At 72.2% G+C, this 26,587-nt stretch carries 20 protein-coding genes and 1 pseudogene; 15 read left to right on the top strand and 6 right to left on the bottom strand.

Annotated elements, in window-relative coordinates:
- Window positions 1-129: 129 nt before the first annotated feature.
- From ACIQFX_RS10665 to ACIQFX_RS10650, 4 genes are all read right to left on the bottom strand, one after another.
- Entirely contained in the window at window positions 130-1,086 is a 957-nt protein-coding gene (locus ACIQFX_RS10665; protein WP_402460906.1) for an ATP-binding cassette domain-containing protein, read from the bottom strand.
- Window positions 1,086-2,129, bottom strand: coding sequence for a peptidoglycan-binding protein (locus ACIQFX_RS10660; RefSeq protein ID WP_402460904.1), 1,044 nt, complete (start codon window positions 2,127-2,129; stop codon window positions 1,086-1,088). Before ACIQFX_RS10660 ends, ACIQFX_RS10665 begins: the two co-directional genes overlap by 1 nt.
- Window positions 2,130-2,285: 156 nt before the next feature.
- Window positions 2,286-2,588, bottom strand: a complete 303-nt coding sequence (locus ACIQFX_RS10655; RefSeq protein WP_402460903.1) for a hypothetical protein — start codon at window positions 2,586-2,588, stop codon at window positions 2,286-2,288.
- A complete protein-coding gene (locus tag ACIQFX_RS10650) occupies window positions 2,561-3,154 on the bottom strand; it encodes a hypothetical protein (protein WP_402460901.1) in 594 nt (197 codons plus the stop codon). The genes ACIQFX_RS10655 and ACIQFX_RS10650 overlap by 28 nt, the downstream gene beginning before the upstream one ends.
- Before the next feature lie 851 nt (window positions 3,155-4,005).
- Between ACIQFX_RS10650 and ACIQFX_RS10645 the strand changes: the two genes are divergently transcribed.
- Window positions 4,006-4,356: a transposase gene (locus ACIQFX_RS10645; protein ID WP_402460900.1), complete on the top strand. Its 351-nt coding sequence runs from the start codon at window positions 4,006-4,008 to the stop codon at window positions 4,354-4,356.
- 360 nt (window positions 4,357-4,716) lie between these two features.
- Window positions 4,717-5,493 (top strand): annotated as a pseudogene (locus ACIQFX_RS10640) (lipid II:glycine glycyltransferase FemX); the annotation flags it as partial.
- Window positions 5,494-6,295: 802 nt separating this feature from the next.
- Here the strand turns inward: ACIQFX_RS10640 and ACIQFX_RS10635 are convergent.
- Window positions 6,296-7,222, bottom strand: a complete 927-nt coding sequence (locus tag ACIQFX_RS10635) for a hypothetical protein (RefSeq protein ID WP_402460899.1) — start codon at window positions 7,220-7,222, stop codon at window positions 6,296-6,298.
- A 23-nt stretch (window positions 7,223-7,245) separates the two neighbouring features.
- A complete protein-coding gene (locus ACIQFX_RS10630; protein ID WP_402460898.1) occupies window positions 7,246-8,070 on the bottom strand; it encodes a hypothetical protein in 825 nt (274 codons plus the stop codon).
- 504 nt (window positions 8,071-8,574) lie between these two features.
- Here ACIQFX_RS10630 and ACIQFX_RS10625 point away from each other — a divergent pair.
- From ACIQFX_RS10625 to ACIQFX_RS10565, 13 genes are all read left to right on the top strand, one after another.
- Window positions 8,575-10,278: a peptidoglycan-binding protein gene (locus tag ACIQFX_RS10625; protein WP_402460897.1), complete on the top strand. Its 1,704-nt coding sequence runs from the start codon at window positions 8,575-8,577 to the stop codon at window positions 10,276-10,278.
- A gap of 302 nt (window positions 10,279-10,580) precedes the next feature.
- Window positions 10,581-11,258, top strand: a complete 678-nt coding sequence (locus ACIQFX_RS10620; RefSeq protein ID WP_402461564.1) for an ABC transporter ATP-binding protein — start codon at window positions 10,581-10,583, stop codon at window positions 11,256-11,258.
- Complete coding sequence (locus ACIQFX_RS10615; protein ID WP_402461561.1) at window positions 11,255-12,514, top strand: ABC transporter permease; 1,260 nt, start codon at window positions 11,255-11,257, stop codon at window positions 12,512-12,514. Before ACIQFX_RS10620 ends, ACIQFX_RS10615 begins: the two co-directional genes overlap by 4 nt.
- A 247-nt stretch (window positions 12,515-12,761) precedes the next feature.
- Window positions 12,762-13,178: a hypothetical protein gene (locus ACIQFX_RS10610; protein ID WP_402460895.1), complete on the top strand. Its 417-nt coding sequence runs from the start codon at window positions 12,762-12,764 to the stop codon at window positions 13,176-13,178.
- The gene (pstC, locus tag ACIQFX_RS10605; RefSeq protein ID WP_402460893.1) at window positions 13,175-14,191 is read left to right on the top strand and encodes a phosphate ABC transporter permease subunit PstC; all 1,017 of its coding nucleotides are present in this window, start codon (window positions 13,175-13,177) and stop codon (window positions 14,189-14,191) included. The genes ACIQFX_RS10610 and pstC overlap by 4 nt, the downstream gene beginning before the upstream one ends.
- Window positions 14,188-15,447, top strand: coding sequence for a phosphate ABC transporter permease PstA (gene pstA / locus ACIQFX_RS10600; RefSeq protein WP_402460891.1), 1,260 nt, complete (start codon window positions 14,188-14,190; stop codon window positions 15,445-15,447). Before pstC ends, pstA begins: the two co-directional genes overlap by 4 nt.
- A gap of 113 nt (window positions 15,448-15,560) precedes the next feature.
- Complete coding sequence (locus ACIQFX_RS10595; protein ID WP_402460889.1) at window positions 15,561-17,324, top strand: phosphate ABC transporter substrate-binding protein PstS; 1,764 nt, start codon at window positions 15,561-15,563, stop codon at window positions 17,322-17,324.
- Window positions 17,321-19,927, top strand: coding sequence for a hypothetical protein (locus tag ACIQFX_RS10590; protein ID WP_402460887.1), 2,607 nt, complete (start codon window positions 17,321-17,323; stop codon window positions 19,925-19,927). The genes ACIQFX_RS10595 and ACIQFX_RS10590 overlap by 4 nt, the downstream gene beginning before the upstream one ends.
- A 94-nt stretch (window positions 19,928-20,021) precedes the next feature.
- Window positions 20,022-21,017 carry a substrate-binding domain-containing protein gene (locus ACIQFX_RS10585; RefSeq protein WP_402460885.1) on the top strand — a complete coding sequence of 332 codons (996 nt, stop codon included), beginning with the start codon at window positions 20,022-20,024 and terminating at the stop codon, window positions 21,015-21,017.
- Window positions 21,018-21,031: 14 nt separating this feature from the next.
- A complete protein-coding gene (locus ACIQFX_RS10580) occupies window positions 21,032-22,606 on the top strand; it encodes an Ig-like domain repeat protein (RefSeq protein ID WP_402460884.1) in 1,575 nt (524 codons plus the stop codon).
- A 69-nt stretch (window positions 22,607-22,675) separates the two neighbouring features.
- Entirely contained in the window at window positions 22,676-24,679 is a 2,004-nt protein-coding gene (locus tag ACIQFX_RS10575) for a WxL protein peptidoglycan domain-containing protein (RefSeq protein ID WP_402460882.1), read from the top strand.
- A 25-nt stretch (window positions 24,680-24,704) separates the two neighbouring features.
- Window positions 24,705-25,643 carry a class E sortase gene (locus ACIQFX_RS10570; RefSeq protein WP_402460880.1) on the top strand — a complete coding sequence of 313 codons (939 nt, stop codon included), beginning with the start codon at window positions 24,705-24,707 and terminating at the stop codon, window positions 25,641-25,643.
- Window positions 25,644-25,651: 8 nt separating this feature from the next.
- Window positions 25,652-26,428, top strand: coding sequence for a phosphate ABC transporter ATP-binding protein (locus ACIQFX_RS10565; protein WP_402460878.1), 777 nt, complete (start codon window positions 25,652-25,654; stop codon window positions 26,426-26,428).
- Window positions 26,429-26,587 lie beyond the last annotated feature (159 nt).

Raw genomic sequence — 26,587 nt, 5'->3', positions numbered from 1 at the left:
GCCCCTCAGGCGGAGACTGCGAGCAACCCTGGACAGTGACCTCGGCCAACAGGGTCGCGACGGAGCCCGGGCGCCACTGTTGTGGGCGGCAACTGGGACGGTTGCTCTGTTTCGCGACGAAGCCTGACTTCAGCGGCGGAGTGCCTCGACGGGTTGGATCCGGCTCGCTCTCCACGCTGGGTACAGGCCCGCCAACAGCCCGGTGGCCAGACCCAAGAAAGGCGCTGCTGCCACAAAACCGAGATCGATCACCGGAGTCCAAGACCGCGCCAGAGCCACCGGGACAACGGTGAGAATTCCGAGAGCCGTCCCTATCAGGCCGCCCAGAGCCCCCCAAGTCCCCGATTCCAAGAGGAACTGTGCCGCGACGTGGCGTGCACGTGCTCCCAGAGCTCGACGCAGACCGATTTCCCCGGTGCGTTCGAGCACAGCCACGAGCGTGGTGTTGGCAATGCCGACCGTGCCGACGAACAGGCAAATGAATGCCGGCAAAAGGAACAGCTCGTCAAGAAGATTCAAGACCGTTGCAGCGGTGGCGCTGTCGAGGTTCCCCGTGGGCTCGTCACAGAGCAGGAGCGACGGACTGCCCGCGACAGCCCTGGCGATCGCCACTCGTTGACGCTCCCCGCCGGACAGGGTGGTCGGGAGCGCCTTGAGACGGTGCTCCAGGCCCACGCGCACGAGAGCATCGCGAGCCGTCGCCCGGCGTTCCTTCCTCGGTGTGCCGCCGTGGATGAGGCCGAGCTCCACGTTCTCCCATGCCGTGCGGTGCGGCAGCAGATGGAATGCCTGGAACACGAACCCGATGCCCCTCCCACGGAGAGCAGTGCGTTGCGCTTCTCCGAGGGCTGCGGTGTCCCGTCCGTCCAGCAGGTAGTTGCCCTCGGTCGCAGCGTCCAGCAGGCCGATGATGTTCAACAGAGATGACTTGCCGGCCCCTGACGGCCCGACCGCGGTCACGAACTCACCTGGCCAGATGCGCAGGTCACAAGGAGAGAGGGCTACGACCGGAGGGGGGCCGGGATACCTCAGGCCGACCGCCCGCAGCTCGATCACCGGCTGCCGGCCCGCAGCGTTGTCGGCCATCACCCGTTGCCTTCCCCGACAGCCTCGTCCCTGATTCCCACGACCACTCGGTCGCCAGCGGCCAAGCGTTCCCCGGCATTCGGGCGAACCTCGACGTATCCGCCTCCGGTTGAACCGGTCGTCACCGGAACGCGACGACGATCGCCGTTGGTTGTCGCCACCGTCACGGCGGTCCCGGAAAGCGACTGCCCTGTCGCCTCGGACAGGATGTCAACTCGGTGGTTCGGCCTGACGAGACCCTTCTGGTGTTGCTGAAGGTAGCCGTGTATTTCCAACCCGCCGGCCGAGACCGAAAGAACGCTTCCTGAAACCTGAGCCCCCAGAAGGGAGTTGACGGTGTCGACACGGCCCGGGTATCGAGACAGGAAGACCACCTCGGACATGGGCAGCATCGGTCCCGTCTTCGCCTCTACGTCGGCCAGCCGACCGAGTGCCTTGGCAAGGTCCTGCTGCGCACGCCGGATCTGTTTGACAGCTGAGCTGCCCTGCTTGGAATCGGTGGCTTCTTCGACGTCTTCGAGGGCCCGCCTGGCAGATGTCACCTCTTCCTCGGCCCCCTCGACGAGAGAGGCTTCGTCCGGCTGTGCCGGCCGAGGATCGTAGCCGATCCGTGCGTAAAGGGCTGCTAGCGCGGCTTTCGTCTGAGGACCGAAGAATCCTTCGGGAGCGCCCGCAGTGCTGTGACCGACCCGAGCCAGCGCCGCTTGCAATTGACCGACGTCATCGCCCCCGGCACCCGGTTTGAGGTCCCTATAGAGCGGAAGGCCACCTTTCAAGGCGACGACGGGGCGCCCGGATATCTCTGCCAGAAGTTGTCCTTCGCGGACCTCTGCGCCGGCAGCGAGTGGAAGTTTGGTGACCACAGCAGAGGCCTCCGCTTCGCCCGCAACGGCAGTGACGTCGTAGCGTTGATTCGCCGTCACGCTGCCTCGCAGAATTACCGCGTCGGCGAGCACGCGATATTCAACCTCGGCTGTCAAGAGGCTGGGGGGCGGTGGTGACGACTCTGCCGCCGCTTGCGCCGGCGACTTGATCACCTGCATGGCCGTGATCCCCCCACTGCGAGCAGCACGGTGCAGGCGACCAGGCCTCCCACCCATCGACGTCGGCGGCTCAGCGTCGTCAGCGCTTCTGTCTCATCACCCGTCGACATGCCAGTTCCTCATTCAATGTCAAGCCCGATAGGTTTGCCGAAATTACTACCTTGTGCGGCCCGCCATCACGGAATTTGCGGTCGGAATCTGATGGCGGAGATTCTCCTTGATTTCGCTCAATTCCTCGGCGTTCTGCTCGATGGCAACGTTCTGGTAAGCCATCTCGACCGACGACCACACCCCCACGACGTTGTGCTTCTTCTTGCACTGGACGTCGGCCACGGCCATGTTTATCTCGCGACTGCCAGCGGTCGGGGATTCAAAGATCGCGCTGTCTTCGAGCACAGCTACCGGAGTGGCGTACGAGTAACCTTTCTCCTTCATGTAGGCGGACCACTTCGTGAACACGCGCTCTCGTCTGGTGCGCCGGCCTGATTGCCGGAATTCTTAGGTCTACTCTGCTCCGGATTGCGATAGCCATAAGACCTTGCTTCGCGTTCCTCCGTGACTCCGTGACTCCGTGACTCCGTGACTCCGTGGATCCGGCTTCGCGATTGCCCCGAAGGGGTGCGGGCGGGTGCGGGTTTGTACTGGAATCCGTACCGGGCCATGCAATCGGTCACCAGTGCATCCACGCCCTGCTGGAGAACCATGTCCTCCTCCGGTGACAGGCGGTAGGCGCCGAGAGGGAACCCCAGCCCCGTGGCTTCCTCTGGATGGCGGGAGAGCCGGGACTTCGATTGCGCTCGGATGTCCAGGATGGATTCCCTCTTCGAGTCGATGTCGTCAATGGGGGAATCCGGGATTTCCTGCATGATCTCAATTGGCTTGGCGAACTTCTCGCTGTCGGTCGCCGCCATCACTTCGTTGAGGCTTTCCAGTTGCTGAACAAGATTCGACAAGTAGTCTTTACAGCTGCCCTTCGGGCAGCCTCCGTACTCTGTCGCCTGCAGGCGCACCCAGGCGCCGGTCACTGAATCGCCCTCTACTCGGGGACTGTGCGCCGATCCCTCGTAGGGGGGATCTTCAGTGCTGCACCCCGACATGACCAGAATTGCAAGCAAAGCCCCGATCGCAATTATCGAACGCCGGGGACCTGCCTGTATCGGGGACATGCTCGACTCCAAGTGGATCGGGGTGTCACTAAAAGGCCGTGCGGGCCCCATGTGATGGAGCCCGCACGCCGCGATCCTAGTAGAACTCGTGAGAGCTGAACGCGTTCTTGCGGGTGTCGGGAAGGGTGCTCCATTCGCTGTATCCTTCGCGACCGCCCCAGGAATCAAAGCTGCCGTACTCGTTCACATTGCCGTAGAAGCCCCTCATCCCGTCCTTGAAGAACGAGCTCCAGTACACGCAGGCGTTGCCACTGGCACAGGAGGGTACTGCGGTCGTCGCGGCCGAAGCCGTGCCGGCGTTCCCTCCGAGGACGACTCCTGAGGCGAGAAGCGCGGAAGCCGCTGTGTTGCGAACCTTGTGCGTAGTGACTCGTTTCACTGCTACCCCCTCTTGAAAACACACTGAAAGTGTTGAGAAGAGTCGACGTCAGTGAAGTCGACGCCTGCTGGTGCGGCCGTCCGATCCATTTTGGCGACGGTCGCCGAATCCCCCCTTGGATTCAGTTCCAGTGGCTACAGAACCTAGCACCGGTCGATATGCGTCTCGTAGATCACGCCGGCCTTGAGGGTGCCTGACGTGCAGTAATTTGCAAGATACGAGAGCTTTCCCGTGCAGTGATGATCTTTTGGGTGGTTTTTGAGGGTTATGTCGATGCAGGGCCTGCCGTTTCACGATCATCTCAACCGGCTGGCTCGATAGGCTGTTCGTCATGGTGGGGATCGTTGAGCGATTAGTGCCGGATGACCTGTGGGAATTGTTTCAGCGGGTGGTGCCAGAGGTTCCTTCGCGGCCTCAGGGTGGTGGGCGTCGGCGCCACGGTGACAGGGAAGTGCTGGCTGCGATCATGTTCGTGGCGACGTCGGGCTGTGCATGGCAGCAATTGCCGTCCGCGTCCTTCGGTCCTTCGGGAGCCACAGTTCATCGACGCTTCTCGGAGTGGACGAAAGCCGGAGTGTGGGTCGATCTCCACCGCCTGATCCTCGAGGGGACCGGATCCCGAGACGAGCTCGACTGGTCGCGTAGTGCGATCGACTCGGTGCACGGGAGAGCGATGAGATAGGGGATCTGTCGGCCCGGATCCGGTGAGGTCGGAGCGGGGTCGGCGTGAAGGTCGACCTGATCGCCGAGGGCTCGGCACGGGCGGGGCGTCATCGCTGAAGCTTCGACCGCATCGTGGTTTGGCCCGGCGGGCCGTCGGCCCCGCTGTTGCTGCGAACGTATAGACGCCCACTTCCTTGCCTTCGCCACCATCGTTTCCGCCCCTCCCGCTACTGCGGGGCCGACCAAATGAGATAACACATTGGATGGGGTTTGACCGATCTAAAGGCCGAGGCGCGGGCGGAATTTTCTTCTGTCCAGAGCGCTGCGGACACAAGCGGGGCTGCTGAATCCAGTAGTGGAATATGTCAGGTCGATCAGCTGGAGTGCCGAGGCGGTCAAGGCGGCGATCGCCGACCCGCAGGCGGGGCGGCTGCGGGACGTGGAGGCGACTGTTCACGAGCCGCGGGCCTTCCACATCGCCGATCGGCTGCGCCGGATGGGCCGGCAGCAGACCGGGCCGGGAGGCGAGGACGGCTTCGCCGCGGGCCAGCCACGCTACGTCTCCCAGGTGCCTTTCGCCGGGCGTTCCCCGGACGAGATCCAGCAGGGCCTCCATCAGCAGTGGCGCCGCAACATCAAGAAGGCCGAGAAGGCCGGCGTCAAGGTCGTCCAGGGCGGATACGAGGATCTGCCCGCCTTCTACGACATCTACGTGGAGACCGCCGAGCGGGACCGGTTCATTCCTCGCCCGCTGGCCTACTTCCAGCGCATGTGGACCGCGCTGGCGGCTGAGGACCCCGACCGCATGCGCCTCTGCCTCGCCCACCACGAGGGTGAGGTGCTCGCGGCGGCCATGATGCCGACTGTCGGCGAGCAGGTCTGGTACTCCTACGGCGCCTCCACCAGCCGCAGGCGCGAGGTCCAGCCGAACAACGCCATCCAGTGGCGGATGGTGTCCGACGCCCATGCGCTCGGCGCCGGTGTCTACGACTTCCGCGGCATCACCGACACCCTGGAGGAGAGCAACCACCTGCTGGGACTGTTGCGGTTCAAGTCCGGCACCGGCGGCGAGGCCGTCGAATACCTTGGCGAGTGGGACTTTCCACTCGACAAGGTTCTGCACAAGGCCCTCGACCTCTGCATGTCCCGACGCTGAAGCCGCGGTGGCCCCGGGCAGCCGCGCTCACAGGTCGTTGCCCGCGTAGGAGATCAAGGTTCGTTGGCCGCGGTCCTCGTATCCGGGGACGCAGTCCGGCCGAGGTCGCCGTTCGTCGCGGACTGCCGCACGTTGCAGCACGGCGCTGAAGAAGCCGCCATGGGGTCGGGTAAACCCAACTGTCACGGACTCGACACTGCCGGGAAGCCGCGCGACGGCGATCCCTGATCGGCGCCTTTCCGGGGTCCTTGCGGTCGACCGGACGCCGAGAGGGAAGGCAAGCGGTGACGGGGGTCCATAGCTGTATGGCCTTCGGCTCGATCACCCCTGTAGCCCGTGGTGAGGACGAGGACGTCGTCACCGTCAACGTGCGGACGCCCGAGTCAATGGCAGCGGCACTACGCAACGTAGCTGTGCGCAATGGGCGAACGAGGGTCAGGGCGTGGGGAGCCGTGGCAACCTGCGCAGTGATTCGGGAACACAGTCAGGCGGGGTCTTCCCCAACTCCGCCAGTGCATGAGGAGCGCGGGACGCAGAAGAAGTGGTGTGGCGAACGCCTAACGGCCCCCGATTCAGCGGGATTGAAGGGGGGATCCAGCCGGATGGAATCGGATGGATGTGCCCGGCCCTTCGACAACGTCGCAGGTGAGACGCGTCACCGAAATGGGTTCGAGTCCCACCCGCCCCACCGCAGCCCGTGGCCGCAGGAAGGTTTCTCCGCGACCGCGGGCTTCCTACTCCCACGGCGCACCCGTCATGACGTGCATCACGGCAGCGACGCGCCCGGAGTCACCCGGACGCCTCAGTCCGTGCGGAAGGCGACGCGGACCGCGTTGCCCGCCGGGATCACGAGCACGCTGCCGCCCGTCTCGGACCAGTTCTCGGGGATGAGGAACATCCGGCCGTTCACCTCCGCGAGGAGGCGCAGGCCCTCGTACCTGTACCGGAACCGCTGCGGTTGGTCGGTGGCGGGCAGGACGGTCTCGCGTACCTGCCGGGGCGGGAGGTGGAGCCGCTCCGTCGTGTCGACGGTCACCGCCGGGCGCAGCCACAGATTGCGCGCCAGATACCGGGCGTCGTCGTCGCCGTGCTGCTTCGCGTACGCGTGGACCGCCCAGAAGGACGACAGGCCGACCAGCGCGGCGACGAGCGCGAGCGCCAGCCGCTCGCGCGCCACCGGGTAGTCGGCGCCGCTCAGCTTGAAGAACAGGGCCCTGCCGTACACGACCAGCACCAGTCCGCTGCCGAGCAGCAGCGGGGTGTCCATCGCCCCGGCGTCCCACACGCCGAGCCCGCCGAGCATGCCGAGAGCGAAGAGGACCAGGCCGCAGACCGAGAGCAGGTACGGCGCGAACCGGCCGCCGGGCGGCAGGCGACCGCTCCTTGCTCCCAGCGCGCGTGCCGCGTAGTAGACCAGGACGGCGACCAGCGCGACGGTGAGCGCGACGCCGGCGGGTACGTAGAGGGCGCCCGCGCTGCGCAGCGCGTAGTCCTGGGTGGAGAAACCGAGGGTCGCCGCGTCGACGCCGAAGTGCGCGTAGAGGGCGCCGGTGTAGGCGAAGCCGAAGTACAGCAGCAGGGCGCCGATGAAGGTGGTCGGGGCGAGCAGCGTGGCGAGCGTGATGGCCCAGTTGCTCCAGGGGTGGCCGCCGCTGCCGGAGTCCTCCTCGGCCGTGACGGGCCCGTCGGCTCCGGGGCCCCCGTCGTTCCCCCGGTTCCCTTCGGCCATGCGGCCCCCTTCGCTCGGGCGGCTCAGCCGAGCCCGCCGGACTCGCCGGTGCCCCCGGCGGTGGTTTCTTCGGTGCCCCCGTCGGTGGTTTCCCCGGTGCCCCCGTCGGTGGTCTCGCCGGTGCCTCCGTCGGTGGTTTCCCCGGTGCCTCCATCGGTGGTCTCGCCGGTGCCTCCGTCGGTGGTTTCCCCGGTGCCTCCGTCGGTGGTCTCGCCCGTGGCCTCTCCGGTCGTCTCCTCGGTCACTTCGCCGGGGGTCTCGCTGGGGGGGTTCAGTTGAACGGAGAGCGCGTCCTTGTCCTCACCCCTGAACCCGCCCTCGTCCCGAAGGGTCACGCACATGATGCGCGGCTCGTTGGAGGTCACGTCTCCCTGCTCCTGGGGGAAATCGAAGGACACCCCGAAGTCCTTCCCCTCCGTCTTCGGCGGGACGGTGACGGTCTGGCTCGGCGGGGCGATGGGTTGGCGCTTCCCGTCCGGCGAGCAGTCCACGACCGCGACCGTGCCCACGTAGGGTTCGGACGACGGATTCTCCATGAACTTCGTGTAGTTCTCCGGAAAGAAGCCACCGAACTCGTCGGAGAGCCGGCCCGCGCGGCTGAAGCTTCCGCTGTCCTTCTCCTGCCTCCGCCGCTCCTGCGCGTCCTCGTCCTGGTCGCCTCCCCCCGTCGTCCCGGCGGTCGCCGCGGTGTCGGTGGCGTCCGAGGCGACGCCGGTCTCGGAGGTCCGGTCCTCCCCCTCCGACCCGGAGGAGCAGCCGGTCAGCGGGGCGGCCCCGGTGCAGAGGAGAACGAGCGCGAGGAGTGCGTCCCTGGTCCTGCTCCGACGACGAGTCGTCCGGCCGCGCATGGAGCCTCCCGATCCGGGGCTGTCGGAACGGATTACACCCGTCCCGTGTCCGGGCAGCCTAAAACGGTGTCATATCGGGTGAAACCGCCGTTCGGGTAGCCGCCCTGGGTGGCCCGCGCACATGCGGTGCCCCCGGGGCCGGGGCGGTCGTCGGGGTCGGTACGTCAGGATGGGGTCCAGCTCCTCTTGGTGTAGAGGGCTGCGATCGGTGACCTGGCGGAAGACGTTGGGCCGACGAACGGCCATGAGGCTCCGCCCCCAGTACGGGGGGCGGAGCCTCTGCGCGTGGGAATCGGATCGGTGCCGAGCGGCGTGCGGTTGGGAGCGCGGATCCCCTGCCGGCGACGTGATGGACTCGCCCCTCCGTGGCGACAACCGCGCGGGGACTGTGTAGAACTTCTGATCGCCGACCCATGGCCGAGCGTGGCCGAGAAGGCGCGAGCACCGGTGGAGAAGGACCAGGACGCGGTCGTCATGTCGGCCGCCGAGGCATGGGCGAACTGAATGCAGAGCGACGAGAAGTCCTCCGCGGCCGAGGGGGCCGGCGGCGGTGGTGACGGGGTACGGATCAGGCGCCGCTGGGTCGCCCTGGTCGCGGTGGGCGCGGTCGCGCTCACCGGGGCGGGCTTCGGTGCCTCCTTGCTGATCAAGTCACCCGCCCAGGCCGCGGCGGACTCCCGGCCCCCCGCGCCGTCCGTGATCACGGCCCCGGTCGAGTACCGGACGCTGGCCTCCTCGGTGATCCTCCGCGGCACCGTGGTCGCCGGCCAGAGCGTCGAGATCACCCCCGGCGGCACGGCCGACGGGAGCATCCCCACGGTCTCCAAGCTGCCGCTGAAAGCGGGGGACGAGGTGCGCGCGGGCCGGCTGCTGGTCGAGATATCCGGCCGGCCGGTGATCGCGCTCCAGGGCACCGTGCCGCTCTACCGCGACCTCAAGCCCGGTGCCCGCGGCAGCGACGTGGGCCGGCTCCAGGACGCGCTCCGGCGGCTCGGCCACTCCACCGCCCCCGACGACCGGGGGCTGTTCGGGGAGGGTACGAAGGCGGCGGTCACCGCGCTCTACGGCTCACTCGGGTACGAACCCGTCCCGGTCGGCGGCGTCGAGGGCCCGGCCGCCGTCACCGCGGCCGAAGCACAGGTGACGGCGGCCGAACGAGCCCTGGACGACGCCGAGGACGCGCTGAGGACCGCCGAGGGCGAGGCCGACTTCGGCGCAGGAGCAGGAGCAGGAGCAGGAGTTGTAGCTGGAGGCGGAGGCGCCCCTGGCTCCCTCTCCGGTTCCGGTAGCTCCGGAACCGGCTCGGGCGGCACGCCCGGCCCGACCGCGGGAGCGGCCCCGGGAACTACGGCGGGATCCGTCGCGGGAACGGCGGTGGGAACGGTCGCGGAAGCGACCACCGGGGAAGCGACCACCGGGGGAGTGACCACCGGGGGAGTGACCGCGGGAGCGGCCGAGGCGGGCGGCGGCGGTCGGGTCCTGGGCGGCCTGCGCAAGGCCGTCACACGGGCCCGGGAGGATCTGGCGACCGCACGCGAGGGCCTCGTCGCGGCCAGGGCGGCGGCCGGGCCCATGGTGCCGTCGGGGGAGGTCGCGTTCCTGGTGAGCTTCCCGGCGCGGGTGCAGGACCTTCCGGTGCGGCTCGGGGCGAAGGTGCAGGGGGCCGTGATGACCGTCGCGGCGGGCGCCCCGGTGGTGCACGGTTACGTGCCCGACCACCAGAGGGGCCTGATCAGGGCGGGGCAGCGGGCGGAGGTCCTCTCCGAGCTCGACGGGGCCACCGCCACGGCCTCCGTACGGTCCCTCGCCACCACCCGTACGACGCCGCGTCCCGGGGGCGACGGACAGGACGGGCAGCCGGCTGGGGGGCAGGCCGGTGCGGACGGCTATCTGATGGTCCTGGCGCCGGGCCGGCCGCTGGGGGCCGAGTGGACCGGGCGGAACGTCCGCCTGACGGTCGTGGCCGCCACGACCGGCGGCAAGGTCCTGGTCGTGCCCGTCACGGCGGTGTCGGCGGGCGCCGACGGCTCCACCGCGGTCACCGTGCTCGATGACGACGGCGGGCAGCGCCGGGTCCGGGTGAGGCCCGGTACCACCGGCGACGGCAACGTCGAGGTCGTTCCCCTGGACGGCGGGGTCCTCGGCGCGGGCGACCGGGTGGTGACCGGGATCCGGGCCGACGCCGCCGCGCGGGGAGGCATCGGATGACCAGTTCCCCGACCCCGGCCCCGACCCCGACCCCGGCCCCGACCTCGACCCCGGCCCCGACCTCGACCCCGGCCCCGACCCCGACCTCGACCCCGGCCCCGACCTCGGCCCCGGCCCCGACCCCGGCCCCGGCCCCGGCCCCGGCCCCGGCCCCGACCTCGACCCCGGCCCCGGCCCCGGCCCCGACCTCGACCCCGGCCCCGACCCCGGCCCCGACCTCGGCCCCGGCCCCGACCTCGACCTCGGCCTCGGCCCCGGCCCCGACCTCGGCCCCGACCCCGCCCCCGTCCGCGCCGCCCGTCATCGCATTCCGGCAGGTCGGCCTCACCTATCCGGGGCCGCCGCCCGTGGAGGCGCTCCGCCCCTGCGAACTCGCCGTCTTTGGGGGCGAGTTCGTCACTGTCGTCGGCCCTTCCGGATCGGGCAAGTCCACGTTCCTGAACATCGTCGGACTCCTCGACACCCCCACGACGGGCAGCTATCTCCTCGACGGCGTCGACACCGGGCGGCTCGGGGACGGCGAGCGCACCGCGCTGCGCGGCCGCCGCATCGGGTTCGTCTTCCAGGCCTTCCACCTGATGCCGCACCGCAGCGCCCGTGAGAACGTCGAACTCGCCCTGGTCTACGGCGGCGTGCCGCGCCGCGAGCGCCCGCGGAGGGCCCGCGAGGCGCTGGACCGGGTCGGCCTCGGCCACCGGACCGAGGCGCTGCCCACCCGGATGTCCGGCGGCGAGCGCCAGCGGGTGGCCGTGGCGCGGGCCCTGGTCGCCGAGCCCTCGCTGCTGCTGTGCGACGAGCCGACGGGGAACCTCGACACCGGCAACGCCGAGGCGGTGTTGCGGCTCCTCGAAGCCCTCAACGCCGAGGGCGTCACGGTCGTCCTCGTCACGCATGACCCGGCCGTGGCCGCGCGCGGTCGGCGGACGGTCGCCGTCCGGGACGGCGTCCTGAGCGAGAGCGGGCGGGTGCGCGCGTGCTGAGCCGTACGGGCAGGGCGCAGCGTGCCGCTCTCCCGCCCGGTGTCGGGCGCTCCGTGCTGGCGCCGCGGGACCTGCTGGCGGAGGCACTGGCCGGGATGCTGCAGCGGCCCGCGCGCTCCGCGCTCACCATGCTCGGCACCGTCCTGGGCGTCGGTGCCTTCGTCGCCGTGCTGGGGCTCACCGCCACCGCCTCCTCGCAGATCGACGCGCGCTTCGACGTGCTCGCCGCGACCGAGGTGACGGTCCAGGACATCGCCCGCGAGCAGGACGAGTTCGCCGGCCCGGCGTTCCCGGACGACGCCTCGGAGCGCGTCGAGAGGCTCAACGGGGTGCGGCACGCCGGTGTGCTGTGGACGGTGCGGCCCCGGGGCGGCGGCGAACTCGCCGTCACCGCCGCCCCGGTGGGCGACACGGGAGGGGGAGAGGCCCTCGGTGTGGTGGCGGCCGCCCCCGGCGCCCTGCTGGCCGCCGAGCCCCGGGTCTCCCAGGGCAGGCTGTACGACGACTTCCACGCCGGCACCCGCCAGCGCGTCACCGTCATCGGCTCGGGCGTCGCCGCACGGCTGGGGATCGCCACGCTGGAGACCGGGCCGGCGGTCTTCATCGGGGGGCAGCCGTTCACCGTCATCGGCATCGTCGACGACGTGCGGCGCCGGCCGGACGTGCTGCTCTCGGTCCTCGTGCCGCAGACCACCGCGGTCGAACTCTGGGGGCGGCCCGCCGAGGGCGCCGGGATGCTCATCGCCACCGACCTGGGTGCCGCCCGCCAGGTGGCCGGGGAGGCCCCCACGGCACTGCGCCCCGACCACCCGGAGTATCTGAAGGCGGTCCCGCCGCCCGACCCCAGGGGCCTGCGGACCTCGGTGACCTCCGACCTCGAACAGCTCTTCCTGCTGCTCGCCGGGGTGTGCCTGGTCATCGGGGCGGTCGGGATCGCCAACACCACCCTGGTCGCGGTCCTGGAGCGCACCGGGGAGATCGGCCTGCGCCGTGCCCTCGGCGCACGGCGGTGGCACGTCACCGCCCAGTTTCTCGCCGAGTCGGGCACGCTCGGCGCGCTCGGCGGGCTCGTCGGCACGGCCATCGGCACGCTCACCGTCCTGGGGGTGGCGCTGGCCAGGGACTGGACCCCGGTCATGCACCCGGCGGTCCTGGCCACCGCCCCGTTCATCGGGCTGGCGACCGGGGTCGTGGCCGGGATCCATCCCGCCCGGCGCGCGGCCTCCGTACAGCCGGCCGAAGCCCTGCGCGGCTGACCCGCCCGCCCGGTGGGGCTCCGCGACCACCGGAGGGCGGCGATCCCCTTCATACCTCCCAAGGCCTTCCGTCTCGCGTTCACGTTCTCGCCGTTGCTGCTTCACCGGTCCGTGGAGTGGTCAGCGCCCAGCGCCGTGATTGTCATGCCCGCGGCCCCGAATGCGTGGCCGAATGTCGGCCCTGCACGAAGGGTCGGGCGAAGGGGGCGGTTCCGTGTCTCGGCCACGGTTTCTGTTTGTCTCACGGGTGGACCTCGAAAGACCTCAGGTACGGCACGCCGGGACGACCGGCGCGGGCCGCGCGGGCACGGTGAGCTGGCGGCTCGTCGGCGCCAACAATCACGAACTCGGGCGCGGACCCGAGCTCCACCGCGACCACACCGCCTGCAGCGCCGCCGTCGGACGGCTCCGCGCCGGACTCGACCGCGCGGTGCCCCACGTGCTCATGGCCTCCTCCGACGGCGCCTGGACGTGGGAACTCGCCGTGGACGACCACCGCGTGGCGGTCGCCTCCCGCGCCTTCCGCCGCCAGCGGGAATGCCGCGACAGCCTCCGCCTCTTCCTGGTCGCGGCCGCCGAGGGCCACGTGGCCGCCGACGTGACGCACACCCGGCGGCTGCGCGACCTGCGGCTGCCCGACGCCGTCCGGGGGAACGCCCCGTGAGCACCGTGACCCCCACCGTCCCCGCCGCCACCGAGGCCGAGCCGCCGCGCACCGGGACCGCGGCGCACGACCCCGCCGACCGGGTCTTCCGCATCGGCGCCCGCGGCGCCGGCGCCGTCGTCCTCGTCACCATGACGCTGGTCGGTGTCTTCCTCGCGGTCCGCGCCGCCCAGGCGCTCGGCGAGGCCGGCGGCTCGTTCGTGACCACGCCGGCCTGGGAGCCCGACTCCCGGCGCTTCGGCATCGCGGCCGTCCTGCCCGGCACCGTCCTCATCGGCCTCACGGCGATCGGCTTCGCCGTGCCGCTGGCCCTCGGCACGGCCCTGTACATCACCGAGTACGCGCCCCGCAGGCTGCGCCGCACCCTGGTCAGCCTCGTCGACCTGATGGCGGCCGTGCCGAGCGTGGTCTACGGCCTGTGGGGGTTCTTCTTCCTCCAGCCGCACGTCACCGGCCTGGCCCGCTGGATCTCCACCTACTTCGGCTGGATCCCGATCCTCGCCGTGAACGGCGCCGACCCGGACGACCCGCTGTCCCCGGCCACCGTCTACACCTCCTCCACCTTCATCGCCGGCATCGTCGTGGCGCTGATGGTGACCCCGATCGCCTGCTCCGTGATGCGGGAGGGCTTCGCCCAGGCGCCGCCCGGCGAACGCGAGGGTGCCTTCGCGCTCGGCGCCAGCCAGTGGGGCGTCATCCGCACCGTCGTCCTGCCCTTCGGCAAGGGCGGCATCATCGGCGGCACGATGCTCGGGCTCGGCCGGGCGCTCGGCGAGACCATCGCCGTCGTCATGATCATCTCCCCGGTCTTCGTCTTCCAGCCGCACCTCCTGGAGAACGGCGCCAACTCCGTCTCCGCGCTGATCGCCCTGCGCTACGGAGCGGCCAGCCCGTTCGGCATGTCCGCGCTGATGGCGGCCGGCCTCTCGCTCTTCCTGATGACCCTCGTCGTCAACTTCATCGCGTCCTCCGTGGTAGCCCGCAGCCGGTCCGGAACGGGAGCCGAGGCATGACCCTGACCACCGACCAGATCACCCCGGACGCCGCCACGGTCACGCCCGACGTCGTCCCCGACGGTCCCGGTGCCCCCGCGGAGACCCGCCGCGCCACCTCCTCGCTGCACGCCAGGGACGTCTTCGCGCTGGTCGGCGCCGGTGCCGCCGCCGTCGCCCTGACCTCCGTGCTCTTCGGGCGGGTGCTGCCCTTCGACGGCGCCATCGGCTTCACCGTCGTCACCTACCTCGTCTTCACGGCGCTGTACGCGGTGCTCGTCTCCCTCGACGAGAACGGCGCCACGATCCGGGCCCGGCTCGCCCGGACCGTCGTCCACGCCCTGGCGTTCCTGCTGCTCGCCGCGCTGCTGTTCATCGTGGGCTACGCGCTCTGGCGCGGCCGGGAGGCCCTGCCCCACCTGAACTTCTTCACGGAGGACATGTCGGGCACCGGCCCCCTCCAGCCGCTCACCGACGGCGGCATGGTCCACGCCATCGTCGGCACCCTCCAGCAGATCGGCATCTCCCTGCTGGTCACGGTGCCGCTGGGCCTGGCCTGCGCCGTCTTCCTCAACGAGGTGCCCGGCCGGTACGCCCGCTTCGTGCGCACCATCGTGGAGGCGATGACCGCGCTGCCCTCCATCGTGGCCGGCCTGTTCGTCTACGCCACCGCCATCCTCGCCCTGGGCCTCGGCAAGTCGGGATTCGCCGCCTCCCTCGCCCTCTCGGTGATGATGCTGCCGATCATCATCCGGGCCGCGGACGTGGTCATCCGGCTGGTGCCCGGCTCGCTCCGGGAGGCCTCGTACGCCCTGGGCGCCGGCCAGTGGCGCACCGTGTGGACGGTGGTGCTCCCCACCGCCCGCTCGGGCCTCACCACCGCCGTCATCCTCGGCACCGCCCGCGGCATCGGCGAGACCTCCCCGGTGCTGCTGACCTCGGGCGCCGCGACCGGCCTCAACCTCAACCCCTTCGACGGGCCGCAGACCTCGCTGCCGCTGGCCACCTTCACCCTGGTCGCCTCCCCGGAGAAGACCATGATCGCCCGCGGCTTCGGCTGCGCCGCCCTGCTGATGGCCCTCGTCCTGCTGCTCTTCCTGCTCGCCCGGCTGATCGGCGGGCGCGGACCCGGCCAGCTGAGCCGCCGTCAGCAGCGGCGCAGGGCCGCCGCCTCGCTGCGGGACCTGGAGCGCATGGCACCGGCCGCCGAAGGGCCGGCACCGGCCGGCGACCGCCCGGAGGGGCCAGGGCCCACCGTGCCGCCCCCGGCCGGCTGACCGGCCGCCCGTACGACCCCGACACCCCGGTACGACCCGCATCCGCCCGCGGACCCGGTCCCGTACGCGTGCCGGTACGACCCGCACCACCCGCCACCGATCAGGAGAACCCGATGTCCGGACGCCCACCGGCATTCCCCGCGAGCGTGCTGCGGCGCACCCTGGCCGTGCTCGTCACCGCCCTCGCCCTCGTGGCGCCCGCCGCTCAGCCCGCCTCCGCCGAGAGCTACGTGCCGGTCTCCGGCGCCGGTTCCACCTGGAGCCAGAACGCCCTCGACCAGTGGCGGGCCAACGTCAAGCAGTACGGGATGACGGTCAACTACAACGGCACCGGCTCCTCCGACGGACGCAACCAGTTCCGCAACGGCACCGTCGACTTCGCCGTCTCGGAGATCCCGTACGGCATCAACGACTCGGGCGTCGCCGACCCGCCGCCCTCGCGGAAGTTCAGCTACATGCCGATCGTCGCGGGCGGCACCGCCTTCATGTACAACCTGCGGATCGGCAACCGGCGGGTGACCAACCTGCGGCTGTCCGGCGAGAACGTCGCCAAGATCTTCACCGGCGCCATCACCATGTGGAACGACCCCGCGCTCAAGGCCGACAACCCGGGCATCGCGGCGAGCCTCCCGGCCCGCCGGATCGTCCCCGTGGTCCGCTCCGACGGCTCGGGCACCACCGCCCAGCTGACCACCTGGATGAGCAGGAAGCACCCCGCGCTCTGGGACGCGTACTGCCGCCGGGCGGGCCGCAGCACCCCCTGCGGGCCGACCTCCAACTTCCCCGTGGTCGGCGGCACCGGCTTCGTCGGCCAGTCCGGCTCCAACGGCGTCTCCGGCTACGTCGCCCAGGACGGCAACCAGGGCACGATCACCTACGTCGAGTACTCGTACGCCGTGTCCACCACCGGCTTCCCGGTGGCCAAGATCCTCAACGCCAAGGGCTACTACACCGAACCCACCGCCCAGAACGTGGCGGTCTCGCTGACCGAGGCGCGCCTCAACCCCGACCTCACCCAGCGCCTCGACGGGGTCTACGACTCCACCGACCCGCGGACCTACCCGCTCTCCAGCTACAGCTACATGATCGTCCCGACGGCGGTGGAGTCGAACTTCAACCCGCAGAAGGGCAAGTCCCTCGGCGCGTTCGCCTACTACTTCCTGTGCCAGGGACAGCAGTCGGTGGACCGGCTCGGCTACTCGCCGCTCCCCGTCAACCTGGTGCGGGCCGGCCTGGACCAGGTCCGCCGCATCCCCGGCGTGGTCGCCGAGAGCATCGACATCCGCAGCTGCAAGAACCCGACCTTCTCCAGCGACGGCACCAACACCCTCGCCAGGACCGCCCCCATGCCGCCCGCCTGCGACCTCAAGGGCGCCACCCAGTGCGACACCGGCACCGGCGGCAACAAGACCCCGACCCGGACGAACGGCTCCTCCGGTGGCACCACCGGCGCCGGCACCGGGGGAACGGGCGGCGGCGGGGCGACCGGCGGCTCCGGCGGCGGCACGGGCGGCACCGGCGGCGCGGCGAACGGCGGCGCCACCGGCACCGCCGCGGGCGGCGCGACGGGCGGCTCCGGCGGCGCCACCGGCGGCGGCGCGGCCACCGGCGGCGCGGCCACCGGCGGCGCGCTCGACCCCGACACCGGCCAGCCCCTGGGCGACGGCGGCGCCACCGGCGGCGGCGCGGACAGCGGCTCCGGCGGGGGCGGCGGCGACCTGTACGGCGTCCCCGTGACCACCGCGGCGAGCGTCGGCGGCGGCCTCCAGACCACCCTCATGGTGCTCGGCGCGCTGCTCCTCGTCGCCGTCACCGTCGGCCCGCCGCTGCTGCACCGCCGGCTCGCCGCCCGCCGCGCGGGGGAGGGACCCCGATGAGACCCCGCCGCCCCGGCCGGCTGCGCGCCCTCCTCGGCAGCCTCTGCCTGGCCCTCGTCCCGGTCGTCGCCACCGTCGGCACCGGCCTCGACCCGGCCGCCGCACCCGCCTACGCCGCCACCGGCGAGAACTCGGCGGTGACGGTCTCCGGCACCGGCGAGTTCGCCGGCCTGCGGATCACCGTCGGCCAGACCCGCAACCTCGTCAACCAGGTCGTCCGGATCAACTGGACCGGCGGCACGCCCACCGTCTCCGACACCGCCTACGCCGCCGACTACCTCCAGATCATGCAGTGCTGGGGCGACGAGCGGGGCCCCGGCACCGACCAGTGCCAGTTCGGCGGCTCCTCCGCGCTCGGCGCGGGCGCCGGCAACCAGGCCGCGGGCGCCTACACCAACGGACGGCAGCTCAACTACGGCGCCCACCTCAAGGACTCCGAGAACCAGCCGCTGCCCCCGCCCGGCCCCAGCGGCATCTCGTACGCGCCGTTCCGCTCGGTCACCGGCGACGACGTCAGCCCCGGCAACTGGAACGAGTTCTTCGACGTCAACAGCACCAACGAGGTCCCCTACGCCCGCACCGACGCCCGGGGCACCGGCGAGGTCCACTTCGAGATGCAGACCGGCGTCGAGGCGCCCGGCCTCGGCTGCGGCGCCGCCGTCGAGACGCAGGGCACCGTCACCGGCCGCGGCTGCTGGCTGGTCGTCGTGCCGCGCGGCACCAAGGAGGTCGACGGCACCCCGTACACCGCCCAGTCCAGCGGCCAGCTCCAGTCCTCGCCGCTCAGCCCGGCCAACTGGAAGCACCGCATCACCGTCCCCCTCGGCTTCGAACCGATCGGCAGCTACTGCCCGATCGGCGCCGAGGAACGCGGCACCCTCGGCAGCGAGATGGTCGCGGAGGTCGTCACCCGCTGGCAGCCCACCCTCTGCCGGACCGGCGCGAAGGCCATCTACGGCTACGCCCAGGTCCCCGACGAGACCGCCCGCGTCAAACTGCTCTCCGGCACGCCCGGCCTGGTCTTCCTCGGCCGCGCCGCCCCCGCCGCCGCCGGGCGCACCCCGGTCTACGCCCCGGTGGCGCTCTCCGGCATCACCATCGGCTACTCCATCGAGAGCCAGGCGTCCTTCCGCGCCCCCGACGAGGTCCGGCAGCGCAACGGCACCCGGATGACGACCCTGCGGCTCACCCCGCGCCTGGTCGCCAAGCTCCTGACGGAGTCGTACCGCGACGGCGTCTCCCGCTTCGCCGAGAGCGTGGCGGGCAACCCCGAGAACCTCGGCCGCGACCCGGAGTTCATCCGCCACAACCCCGAGTACGCCGACCTGGACTTCGGCGGCAAGCTCGGCGACGCCCTCGTCCCGCAGCCGCTCGCCGACACCACCCGGCAGCTGTGGGACTGGGTGGCGCAGGACCCGGCGGCCGCCGAGTTCCTCAAGGGCACCCCCGACGACGAGGGCGCCCACGGCGACCCGGGCAACGCCGGCATGAAGGTCAACCCGCACTACCGCGGCCTGGCGACGCCCCTCGACTCCTTCCCCAAGAGCGACCCGTACTGCCAGACCTTCGACGACCGGCCGGAGCACCCGCTCTGCGTCCAGGACAAGAAGCCGTACGCCACCGACATGCACGCCGCCGCGCGCGCCGCCGGTCGCGGCGACACGCTGGCCCGCACCTCCTGGGACGCGACCGCGACCCCGCCCGCGTACAAGAAGGACCCGCCGCAGCCGGCCGGCCAGCGGGCCGTGCTCGCCGTGACGGACACCGCCACCGCCGAGCGGTACGGCCTGATGCGGGCCGAACTCCTCAACGCGGCAGGCCGGTTCACCGCACCCGACGCGGCGTCCCTGACGGCCGGCGCGAAGGCCCGCAAACCCGGCGCGAACGGGGTGAGCGTCCCCGACCCGGGGACCCGGGACCCCGCCGCCTACCCGCTGACCGTCCTCACCTACGCCGCCACCGTCCCCGCCGACCTCACCGCCGCCGAGGGCCGCGACTACGGCACCCTGCTGACCTACGCCGCCGGCGCGGGACAGACCCCGGGCGTCGCCGCCGGCAGCCTGCCGCACGGCTACGCGCCGCTGCCCGAGACGCTGCGCGCCCAGACCCGTACCGCCGCGCGGCAGGTGACCACCCAGGCGGGCGTGAAGCCGCCGACGGCCACCCCCACGCCCACGCCGACGCCCGCGCCGTCCACGTCCCCGGCCACCGGGGGCACGACCACCGGCACCGGTTCCGACGGCGGCACCACCACCGGCGGGTCCGACGGCGCCACGACCACGGGCGGATCGGGCGGCGACGGATCCGGCGGCGGCTCGGGAAACGCCGCCGGCGCGGCGGCGGCCGGCGGCACGGGCTCCTCCGCGAGCCCGGCCCCGAGCACGAGCCGGTCCGCCCCGCCCGCCGCGGCCACGAAGCCCGCCACCGGCCCGCAGACCGTCACGGCCGTGGGCTCCCCGACGCCCGCCTGGACGGTCGGCGCCGTCCGGTACGTGCTGCTCGTCTGTCTGATCGTCGGCGCGCTCGCCGCCTTCGCGGGCCCGACGCTGCCGAGGTACCTGCCGCGCCTCGTGGCGGCCGTACGCGAGCGGACGGGGAGGTGATGCCCGAGAACGTCTGATTCGTCCGCGCCAACGGAAGTCCTGCACACGCGCCCCGGGCACCACCGGAGCGCAGCCTAGCTGAGGAGAACCCCCAGTGAACAAGAAGAAGACCGGCCTCGCGCTCGCCTTCGCGGCGGTCGCGGCCATCACCGCCGGCAGCGGCCTGGCCGCCGCCGACCCGGCCGGCCCTCCGCAGTACCGCCAGCTCGCCGGTGTCGGCTCCGACACCACCCAGGACGTGATGAACGGCCTCGCCGACGTCGTCACCGTGAACGGCCAGAAGGTCCTCGGCTCCTACGACGCCACGGGCTCGGCCACCATCACCACCAAGAACCCGGCGACCAACCCCAACTGCACGATCCCGCGCGCCAACGGCTCCGGCGCCGGACGCACCGCACTCCTGTCCTCCCTCCAGAACGCCAACGGGTGCCTCGACTTCGCCCGTTCCTCCTCGCTGAACCTCGGCGCGGCCAGCCCCGGCCTGACGTACGTGCCGTTCGCGATCGACGGCGTCAGCTACGCCGTCACCCCCGGCTCCTCGATCCCGCGCAAGCTCGCCATGGCCGACCTCAAGGCCATCTACCACTGCGACCCGAACTACGTGGGCGCCGGGCCGAACTACGACCTGACCGTCTACCTGCCGCAGGCCGGCTCCGGCACGCGCTCCTTCTGGCAGTCGCAGATGGGCATCACCGAGGCCGACGTCGTCGCCGGCGTCTACCCCTGCATCAAGGACAAGAAGGGCACCGCCCCGGTCCAGGAGCACGACGGCCGCGTCCTCGACGACAAGTCGATCGTGCCCTTCTCCATCGCCCAGTACCAGGCGCAGTCCTCGCAGACCATCGCCGACCTCCGCGGCCGCGCCCTCCTCGGCACCGTCGAGGGCGTGGCGCCCACGGTCCTCAACACCGGCTTCGGCGTGAAGCGCGACGTCTACAACGTCATCCCGACCGGCAAGGTCACCACCTCGCCGTGGAGCGACGCCTTCGTCGGCCCCGACTCCGGGATCTGCAAGCAGTCCGCGCTGATCAACACCTACGGCTTCGCGACCAGCCCGAACTGCGGCGACATCACCAAGCAGACCCCCTGACAGGAGCCTCCACCGTGCTGAAGAACAGAATCTCCCGGGCCCTCGCGCTGGGCGTCGCGGCCGTCACCACCGCCGTCGCGGCGGGCCTCGCCACCGCGGGCGCCGCGTACGCCGCCCCCATCGGGACCCTCGACACCACCCCCGCCACCGGTGCCGACACCAGCGGCGTCTCCTTCACCACCTCGGGCGCCTGCCCTGCCAACGCCACCAACGTCCTGGTGAAGGTGGAGGGTTCCGGCTTCCCCGCCGGCGGCCTCAACGTGGTCGGCAACTCGCCGATCGCCACCTACCCCACCGCGGGCAACGGCGGCATGATCATCCCGCTGACGTCCACCATGCGCGACTACGCCTCCCAGGCGGGCTTCACCACCCTCCAGGGCAAGTACGACTTCACCGTCATCTGCCGCACCGCGTTCAACGGCACCAGCCTGGGCGACTTCACGGGCGCCATCTGGTTCACGTCCGACACCACCTACCAGGCGAACGACCCGGCCGTGAAGACGGACACCGCCACCTCGCTCGCGGTCACCCCGGCCGGCCCGGCCCAGGCGGGCTCCCCGGTCACCCTGACCGCCACGATCACCCCCTCCGGCGCCGCCGGCACCGTCCAGTTCAAGGACGGCTCCACCGACCTCGGCACCCCGGTCACCGTCAACGGCGGCACCGCGACGCTCACCACGAGCAACCTGACGGCCGGCACCCACGCGCTCACCGCCGTGTTCACCCCGGCCAACGCCTCCTACAACGGCTCCACGTCGACCGCCGTCTCCTACGAGGTCGAGGCGGCCGCGGCCACCCGGACCACCACGGCGCTCGCCGTCTCCCCGGCGTCCGGCACCCCGCAGTACAGCCCCGTCACCCTGACCGGCACGGTCACCCCGGCCGGCGCCACCGGCTCGCTGAAGTTCACCGACACCGTCGGCGGCGCCACCGTCCCGCTCGGCACCGTCCCGGTCACCGACGGCACCGCCGTCCTGACCACCTCCGGCCTCGCCGCCGGCGCGCACTCCCTCACCGCGGTCTTCGTCCCGGCCGACCCGGCCCGGTACACCGCCTCCGACTCCGCCGCGATCCCGTACACCGTCGGCGCGTTCACCGGCGTCACCGCCTCGGAGACCATCACCACCACCGTCAACGCCGGCGCCCTCGTCATCAGCGTCGACGCCCCGCAGGTCACCCTCCCCTCGCCGGTCCTCAACGGCGACGGCGACCTGCTCACCACCGCCGGCGCCCTCAGCCCGGTGACGCTGACCGACACCCGCGCCGGCAACCCCGGCTGGACCGTGAGCGGCCAGGTCACCGACTTCACCGACGGCGCCACCCACACCATCAACGGCCAGAACCTCGGCTGGTCCCCGAAGGTCGTCGGCAAGGCCCCCGCGCAGACCGTCACCCCCGGCTCCACCGTCCCGGCGGCCGAGGGCGTGGCCCCCGGCGACACCGGCACCGGCGGTCTGAAGACCGCGCGCACGCTGGCCAACGGCACCGGCCTGGGCACCGCCCACATCGGTGCCGACCTGGCCCTCAGCGTCCCGACCTCCACGCAGGCCGGCACGTACACCACCACGCTCACCCTCACCGCCATCTGATCCAGGCGTGAGCTCCGGGGCGGAACCGCGCCGCGGTTCCGCCCCGCCCCTGACCTCTGGAGACCCGCCATGACCCCGCCCAGCCCCGCCCGACCGGCCGGCGCGCTCCTCACGGCGCTGCTCGTCCTGCTGCTCGCGTGCGCCGGAATCCCGCACGCCACGGCCGCCGCCCCCGCCGACGGCGGGAAGAACGACGGGAAGGCCGTCTTCGGCGTCCAGCCCTCCGGCCCCCGGAAGCCCGACCAGCGGCCCCACTTCTCGTACGGAGTCACCGGCGGCGCCGGGATCCAGGACCGGATCGCCCTGTGGAACTACGGCTCCCGGCCGCTGACCCTCGACGTCTACGCGAGCGACGCCGTCAACACCGTCGACGGCGGCTTCGACCTGCTCCCCGCCGGCGCGAAGCCGACCGACGCGGGAAGCTGGATCAAGCTCGCGAAGAACAAGGTGACGATCCCGCCCAAGGGCCGGGTCATCGTCCCCTTCACGCTCACCGTGCCGACCGAGGCCACCCCCGGCGACCACACCGGCGGCATCGTCGCCTCGCTCTCCGGCACCGGCAAGGACGCCCGGGGCAACCAGGTCCGGCTCGACCAGCGCGTCGGCGCCCGCGTCTACCTGCGGGTGGCGGGCACGATCCGCCCCGAGCTGACCGTGGACGGCGTCCGCGCCGAGTACCACGGCAGCCCCAACCCCTTCGCCGCCGGCACGGCCACGGTCACCTACACCGTCCGCAACACCGGGAACGTCCGGCTCGGCGCCCGCCAGGCCGTCCGCGTCAACGGCCTCTTCGGCTCCTCCGTCATCGCCTCGGGCACCCGCGACCTCGGCGAACTGCTTCCCGGCAGCGCCCTGACCGTCACCGCCGAGGCCGACGGGGTCGCCCCGCTGCTGCGCGCCTCCGCCGTCGTCTCCGTACAGCCCGTGGTGACGCGGGACGGCGTCGATCCGCGCCTGCCCTCGCTGACCCGGTCGGTGCCGCTGTGGACGGTGCCGTGGACGGCGCTCGGCCTGCTGCTCCTCCTCGTCGCGGGCCTCCTGTGGCGCCGGCGGGCGCGGCGGAACGGCCGTGGACGGCGCACGGCGGCGGCCCCGGCCACGTCCACCGCGAACCCCGAGAACCCCGAGATCCCCGACAAGGAGCTCATCGTGCAGTTCAGACGCCTCTCCCGGCGGACCGCGGCCGGCACGGCCCTCGCCGCGGCGACGGCCCTCGCCGGCGTCGGCATCCTCGTCGTGCCGACCGCCACCGCGGCCCCGCTGGGCACCGCCCGGATCACCCCGGGCCAGGGCGCCGACGACACCAGCATCTCCCTGACCACCTCGGGCGGCTGCCCGTCGCCCGCCACCCACGTCCTCGTGAAGGTGACGGGCAAGGGCTTCCCCGCCGAGGGCAAGAACGTGGTCGGCAACGCGCCCCTCTCCACCTACGGGCAGGACCCCACCGGCACCGGCTTCGTCGTGCCGCTGACCATGACCATGCGGGACTACGCCAACGAGGCCGGGTTCACCACCCTCGAAGGCCGCTACGACCTGACGGTGATCTGCCGGAAGGCCTTCGGCACCGACACGTACGGGGACTTCACCGGCTCCCTCTGGTTCACCTCCGGCACCGCCTACCGGGACACCGACCCGGCGGGCCCGAACCCGACCGGCACGCCCAGCGGCACGCCCACGTCCACGACGACGCCCACCGGCACGGCGTCCCCCACCCCGAGCGACACGGCGACCGCGTCGCCGACCGGCACCGCCTCGGCCACCGCGAGCCCCACCGGCACGCCGTCGGAGACCGCGACCGGCGGCGACACCGTCGGCGTCTCCACCAGCATCCGGCCCAGCACGGCCACCCCCTCGGCCACCGGCCCCGGCTCCACCGACGCGGGCGGCACGACCGGCTCCGGCGGCGCGTCGGGCGGCGCCTCGGGCGGAAGCGGCGGCGGGGGCGGCGGCCTGGCGGACACCGGAGCCGACCCCCTGCTGCTCGGGATCCTCGCCGCCGCCCTGGTGGCCGCCGGCGCCTTCGCCGTCCGGTGGGCACGCCGCCGCGGACTGCTCACCTTCGGCACCCCCTGACCCCCCGACGGACGGAGCAGACCCGATGACAGCCACCCCCACCCCGGTGGACGCGCGCCCCGCCCCGGTCGGGCCGGTGCCGTCCGGTGCCGGCCCGGCACCCGCCGGCCCGGCACCCGCCGGGCCGGCGCCCCGCTCCAGCCGACTGTGGACCGTCGGCGGCACCCTGGCGATCCTGGGCGCGCTGCTCCTCGGCTTCGTCGCCGCGGTCGGACCCCTCGGCGACCTCCGCCAGGAGCGGGACCGCCGCGTCGGCTACGCCGATCTGCGCGGCACGCTGGCCGAGGCCACCACGCCGATCGGACCGTCCGCCGAACCGGGCACCCCCGTCGCCCTGCTGACGATCCCCCAGCTCGGGGTGAAGGAGGTCGTCCGGGAGGGCAGCTCCGCCGACGTGCTGGCCTCGGGCCCCGGGCACCGCCGTGACACGGTGCTGCCCGGGCAGGCCGGGAACAGCATCGTGATGGGCCGCAGGGCGGGGTACGGGGGACCGTTCCGGCATCTGGACACCCTCCAGCCCGGCGAGTCGATCGGGGTCGTCACCGGCCAGGGCGAGCACACCTACCGGGTGGCCGGCGTCCGGAGGGCGGGCGACCCCCGGCCGCCCGCCCTCCAGCCGGGGACGGGCCGGCTCACCCTGATGACCGCGACCGGCTCCCCGTACCGGCCGGACGGGGTCCTCCTGGTCGACGCGGACCTGATCTCCCCGCCCCAGCCGGGCGCCGCCCCCGCCTTCCGCTTCGGCCACGTCCCGGACGACGAACTCCCGCTCGCGGGACGGCCCTCGGCGTGGCTCCCGCTCGTGCTGTGGGCGCAGGCCCTGCTCCTCGCGGCGGCGCTGCTGGTCTGGGCGCGGACGCGGGTGCCCCGCGCGCACGTCTGGCTGGTCGGTTTCCCCGTCCTCGTCGCGCTCGGCCTCACGGCCGGCGACCGGGCGGCGCTCCTCCTTCCCAACCTCCTGTAAGGACAGCCGTGGCCTCCCATCTGGACGCACGTTCCCTCTCCGCCTGGTTCGGGTCCCGCAAGGTCCTCAACCGGGTCTCGCTGACCATGCCCGCCGGCCGCGTCACCGCGCTCATCGGCCCCTCCGGCTGCGGCAAGTCGACCTTCCTGCGCATCCTCAACCGGATGCACGAACTGATCCCGGGCGCCGAGCTCGCGGGGGAGGTGCTCCTGGACGGCAACGACATCTATGCGCGCGGGCGGCGGCTCACCGAGGCCCGCCGCGACATCGGCATGGTCTTCCAGAAGCCGAACCCCTTCCCGGCGATGTCGGTGTACGACAACGTGACGGCGGGCCTGAAGCTGACCGGCCGCCGGGTCTCCGCCGGCGACCGGGACCTGCTCGTGGAGGAGTGCCTCACCCGGGCCGGCCTGTGGAGGGAGGTCCGCGACCGGCTGCGCCAGCCGGGCGGCGCCCTCTCCGGCGGCCAGCAGCAGCGCCTGTGCATCGCCCGTTCGCTCGCGGTCCGGCCGCGGATCCTGCTGATGGACGAGCCGTGCTCGGCGCTCGACCCCACGTCGACGCGGCGGATCGAGGAGACGATCCGGGAACTCGCCGAGGAGGTCACCATCGTGATCGTCACCCACAACATGCAGCAGGCGGCCCGGGTCTCCGACCAGTGCGCCTTCTTCCTCGCCGAGCAGGCCACCCCGGGCGTGATCGTCGAACACGGCCCCACGGAGGCGATGTTCTCCAGCCCCCGGGACACGCGCACCGCCGACTACGTGGAGGGCCGCTTCGGCTGAGCCGCGCAACCGCCCCGCCCACCGCGTCCGGCTCCGGGCCCGGCGGGCCAGGCGCTTCCTATGCGCCTGGCCCGCCGCCTATGCACTCCTCCGCCACACCCGTGACCCCCGGCGCACCCTCGCGGTCCACTGGGGTTCCAGTCGAGCGACTGCGGCCCA

The sequence above is a fragment of the Streptomyces sp. NPDC093089 genome (genome assembly GCF_044754405.1).
Classification (GTDB): domain Bacteria; phylum Actinomycetota; class Actinomycetes; order Streptomycetales; family Streptomycetaceae; genus Streptomyces.
This window is presented reverse-complemented; position numbering and strand designations above follow the sequence as displayed.

Coding starts and splice junctions, on each gene's coding strand:
- ACIQFX_RS10665 (WP_402460906.1), bottom strand. CDS start 1,086: ATGGCCGACAACGCTGCGGGCCGGCAGCCGGTGATCGAGCTGCGGGCG.
- ACIQFX_RS10660 (WP_402460904.1), bottom strand. CDS start 2,129: ATGCAGGTGATCAAGTCGCCGGCGCAAGCGGCGGCAGAGTCGTCACCA.
- ACIQFX_RS10645 (WP_402460900.1), top strand. CDS start 4,006: ATGGTGGGGATCGTTGAGCGATTAGTGCCGGATGACCTGTGGGAATTG.
- ACIQFX_RS10635 (WP_402460899.1), bottom strand. CDS start 7,222: ATGGCCGAAGGGAACCGGGGGAACGACGGGGGCCCCGGAGCCGACGGG.
- ACIQFX_RS10630 (WP_402460898.1), bottom strand. CDS start 8,070: ATGCGCGGCCGGACGACTCGTCGTCGGAGCAGGACCAGGGACGCACTC.
- ACIQFX_RS10625 (WP_402460897.1), top strand. CDS start 8,575: ATGCAGAGCGACGAGAAGTCCTCCGCGGCCGAGGGGGCCGGCGGCGGT.
- pstA (WP_402460891.1), top strand. CDS start 14,188: ATGACCCTGACCACCGACCAGATCACCCCGGACGCCGCCACGGTCACG.
- ACIQFX_RS10595 (WP_402460889.1), top strand. CDS start 15,561: ATGTCCGGACGCCCACCGGCATTCCCCGCGAGCGTGCTGCGGCGCACC.
- ACIQFX_RS10590 (WP_402460887.1), top strand. CDS start 17,321: ATGAGACCCCGCCGCCCCGGCCGGCTGCGCGCCCTCCTCGGCAGCCTC.
- ACIQFX_RS10575 (WP_402460882.1), top strand. CDS start 22,676: ATGACCCCGCCCAGCCCCGCCCGACCGGCCGGCGCGCTCCTCACGGCG.
- ACIQFX_RS10570 (WP_402460880.1), top strand. CDS start 24,705: ATGACAGCCACCCCCACCCCGGTGGACGCGCGCCCCGCCCCGGTCGGG.